Source organism: Halomonas sp. BC1 (assembly GCF_002078135.1).
Lineage (GTDB): Bacteria > Pseudomonadota > Gammaproteobacteria > Pseudomonadales > Halomonadaceae > Vreelandella > Vreelandella stevensii.
Genome location: NZ_LFGS01000005.1, coordinates 53,588 through 57,759 on the forward strand (window position 1 = coordinate 53,588; position 4,172 = coordinate 57,759).

General features: G+C 61.3%; 2 protein-coding genes and 1 pseudogene. All 3 read left to right on the top strand.

The features are described from left to right. Window positions 1–1,844 (top strand): penicillin-binding protein 2 (gene mrdA, locus B7L72_RS04845; protein WP_081192907.1); only part of this gene is annotated, 1,844 nt, incomplete at its 5' end. Continuing rightward, a pseudogene (rodA, locus tag B7L72_RS04850) lies at window positions 1,844–3,008 on the top strand (rod shape-determining protein RodA). The gene mrdA and the pseudogene rodA, both read left to right, overlap by 1 nt. A gap of 93 nt (window positions 3,009–3,101) precedes the next feature. Next, the gene (gene mltB, locus B7L72_RS04855; protein ID WP_081192909.1) at window positions 3,102–4,079 is read left to right on the top strand and encodes a lytic murein transglycosylase B; all 978 of its coding nucleotides are present in this window, start codon (window positions 3,102–3,104) and stop codon (window positions 4,077–4,079) included. The last annotated feature ends 93 nt before the right edge of the window (window positions 4,080–4,172 follow it).

Consider the following 4,172-nt stretch of genomic DNA (forward strand, 5'->3'; position numbering starts at 1 on the left):
CGCTGCTGGCAGTATTCGTGGTCATCGTCTTGACCGGTTTGCTGGTCGGGCGGCTGGGGTATCTGCAAATCGTTCAGCACGACCTCTACAGCACGCGCTCCGAGAAAAACCGCGTGCGGGTCGAGCCGCTGCCGCCCAATCGTGGGTTGATCTACGACCGTAACGGCGCCCTGCTGGCAGAAAATCGGCCGACCTACAACCTGACGCTGGTGCGTGAGCGTGTCGATAGCCTGGACGATACCCTGACGCTGCTGGTGGAGTTGCTGGAACTTCCTGAAGAAGAGATCGAGGCCTTCAACGCTCGTTCTCGCCAGCGCCAGCGGCCGTTTCAGCCGGCGCTACTGATGAGCGACCTGAGCGAAGAGCAGATTGCTCGCCTGGCCATCAATCGCCATCGTTTGCCCGGAGTCGAGGTAGAAGCGCAACTGCTGCGTTACTACCCGGATGCCGAAATGATGGCCCATGCGCTGGGCTATGTGGGGCGGATCAATGCCGAAGAGCTACAGACGCTGGATACCGGCCGCTATGCGGGCACCCATTTTATCGGCAAGACCGGAGTGGAGCGTTTTTACGAGTCGGAATTGCACGGCCAGGCGGGCCTTCGCAAGGTAGAAACCAACGCCCGTGGCCGCGTGCTGCGCGAGCTTGGTCGCACTGACCCGGTGCCGGGGGCCAACCTGACCCTGACCCTGGATCGTTCTTTGCAGATGCTCGCTTACGAGCTGCTGGAAGGTCGCCGGGGCTCCATCGTGGCCATCGTGCCGCGTACCGGCGAGATTCTTGCCATGGTGTCGACGCCCGGCTTCGATAGTAACCAGTTCGTTACCGGGATCGATGTGGCTTCCTATCGTGCCCTGCAGGAAGACATCGACCTGCCGCTGTTTAACCGGGCCATTCGCGGCCACTACCCGCCGGGCTCCACCATCAAGCCGTTTCTGGCGCTGGCGGGGCTAGTGGAAGGGGTGATCACCCCGGACAGCACCATCAATGACCCGGGCTTCTATCAATTGCCCAATGATTCTCGCCGCTATCGTAACTGGCTGCGTTGGGGGCACGGGCGTGTCGATATGGAGCGCTCCATTGCCGTGTCGAACAACACTTATTATTACTCCTTGGCTCACGACCTCGGCATCGATCGGCTGCATGATCAGATGTCCAATTTTGGCTTTGGGCAACGGGTCGCTCACGATGTCCAGGGAGAAAGCGCTGGCCTGATGCCTTCGAGGGACTGGAAGCGCGCACGATTCAACCAGCCCTGGTACCCGGGGGAAACGCTCTCGGTCGGTATCGGTCAGGGATACTGGCAAATCACCCCGTTGCAGCTGGCCAGCGCTACGGCGGCCCTGGCCAACCGTGGCCACTGGGTCAAGCCGCGCCTGGCAATGCGTATCGGTGAAGACCCTGTTCCGGTTGAACTGCCGGACACGCTACCCGATATCGATCTGGCCAACGAGAACTGGTGGGATCGGGTGTTCAGCGGTATGGAGAAAGTGCTCACCGGCAGCGAAGGAACGGCAAGGCGTACCGGGGTAGGCCTGGAGTATCGTATGGGCGGCAAGTCCGGCACGGCTCAGGTGTTTTCGCTGGGTCAGGATCAGCGCTACAACGCCGAAGAGCTGGAAGAGCGGCTGCGTGACCACTCGCTGTTCATGGCCTTTGCCCCGCTGGAAGAGCCCGAAATTGCCGTGTCGGTGATTGTCGAGAACGCCGGGGGCGGCAGCACCCACGCCGCTCGCATGGCGCGCGCCATGACCGATGCCTGGCTACTGAAAGAAGCGGCCCCAGAGGCCGAGGAAGTCAAGGAAGTGCTGGAAGGCGATAACGGCCGCGTGGAGGGTAACTAATGATGCCGCTGCAACTGCTGTCGCGCTCCTGGCGTGGCTACCCGGTTCGCCCGCCCGATAGTGGCATTGCAAGGCGCAAGAGCATTTGGGAGCGTATCCATATCGACCCCTGGCTGCTTGGCCTGCTGCTGGCGCTGATGGCAGGTGGTCTGCTGGTGCTCTACAGCGCGTCTGGGCAGCGTATCGAGGTCGTGATTGCACAGGCCGTTCGTTTTGGCCTGGCGTTGGTGGGCATGTTCGTGCTGGCACAGTTTTCCCCCCACCACCTTTCTGCGCTGGGCGCCGCTGGCTTATGGCGTAGGGCTTGCCATGCTGGTGGCTGTGGAGATTGCTGGCGATATCGGCATGGGGGCCAAGCGCTGGCTGGAAATACCCGGCGTGATTCGCTTTCAGCCTTCCGAAATGATGAAGCTGGCCGTGCCGTTGATGGTGGCGGCTTACCTCAACCGTTGTCAGCTTCCCCCGAGGCTGCGGGACATTGCCGTTTGTGGCTTGATCATTGGCGCTCCGGTGGTGTTGACAGCCATTCAGCCAGATCTAGGAACGGCACTCCTGATGGCCAGCGCGGCGCTGATCGTGGTGCTGCTGGCGGGGCTCTCCTGGCGCTTGATTAGCCTGGTAGTGGCCCTGGCGGCGGCTGGCCTGCCGCTACTGTGGATGAACATGCACAATTACCAGCGCCAGCGGGTGCTGACCTTTCTGGACCCGGAGAGCGATCCGCTCGGCTCCGGCTGGAACATCATCCAGTCCACCACCGCCATCGGTAGCGGTGGCCTGTGGGGCAAGGGCTGGCTGGAGGGCACCCAGTCGCAGCTCGAGTTCCTGCCCGAGCGCCATACCGATTTCATCATCGCGGTGCTGGGAGAGGAGTTTGGCCTGGTCGGGATGCTGCTATTGCTGTTGCTCTACGTGGCCATCGTCGGGCGAGGGCTGTGGCTGGCGGCGGCGTCCCAGGATACGTTCGGGCGTTTGGTGGCGGGCAGCATTATCCTGACGTTCTTTATCTACGTGTTTGTCAATGTCGGCATGGTCAGCGGTATTTTACCCGTGGTAGGGGTGCCGCTGCCGCTGGTGAGCTACGGCGGCACCTCCAGCGTGACCTTGCTGGCCGGGTTCGGTATTCTCATGTCGATACACGCCCATCGGCGGCTATTGCCGCGTTGAATGATCAAAGTGCAGTCGACGCTTTTTCACAGGAGTGGTAAGCAAATGAACAGGGCGCGAAGAAGAGCGGGCGGGTATTTACTGGCGGCGCTGATGGCATGTTCAGCCTCGGCCACCTGGGCGGCCGAGGAGGTCGATTTCGACCCCCGCGTCAACGAGCAGACGCGCCAACTGGTCAGTGAACTGGTGGAGCAGGGCGTTCCCGAGCAGTGGCTGACGCAAGCGCTGGAGCAGGCGACGTTTCGTCAGAACGTGCTGGACGCCATGGCGGGGGCGGCAGAACGGCGTCTGCGCTGGTTCGAATATCGCGATATTTTTCTGAACCAGCAGCGTATCGAAGAAGGTGCTGAGTTCATGCGCGAGCATGCCGAGACGCTGGCGCGTGCCGAAGAAGTCTTTGGTGTTGCTCCTGAGGTGATCACCGCCATCATCGGCGTGGAAACCTATTACGGGCGTCATAAAGGCACGCACAAGGTGCTCGATTCGCTGGCAACGCTGGCCTTTCATCACCCCCAGCGGGGGCGCTTCTTCCGTGGCGAGCTGGCCGCTTTCCTGGCCATTGCCTACGAGCAGGGTGTCGAGCCGGAAACGCTCTACGGCTCTTACGCCGGGGCCATGGGCTATCCGCAGTTCATTCCTACCAGTTACCAGGCCTACGCGGTCGATTTCGATGACGACGGCATTCGCGATTTGTGGAACAACCCGGTCGATGCCATCGGCAGCGTAGCCAACTACTTTGCCGAGCATGGCTGGCAGCGTGATGGCGCCATCTACCACGATGCCGACGGCCCACAGGAAGCCCCCGAAGGCATCGCCTTCAACCAGACCTCGCGCCCCACTTTGACCGCCGCCGACATGGTGGAGCAGGGCATCACTAGCGAGGCGCCGCTGGCCCCTGATGCCCCCGTGGTGCCGCTATTGCTGGATTTTTCTGAAGATGAGCAAGGCTACCGTCTAGGTGAATTCAACTTCTATGTGATTACTCGCTACAATCACAGCCACCTTTACGGCATGGCTGTGGCCGAATTGGCGGACGCGATCCAGCATCAGTTTGAGATTGAGCATGACTAACCTGTTGACCAATGTCCGTTATGTAAGCGGTTCTCTCGTGTTGGCGATGCTGGTGAGCGGCTGTGCCAGCCAAGCGCCGCTGCGTGATAGCGG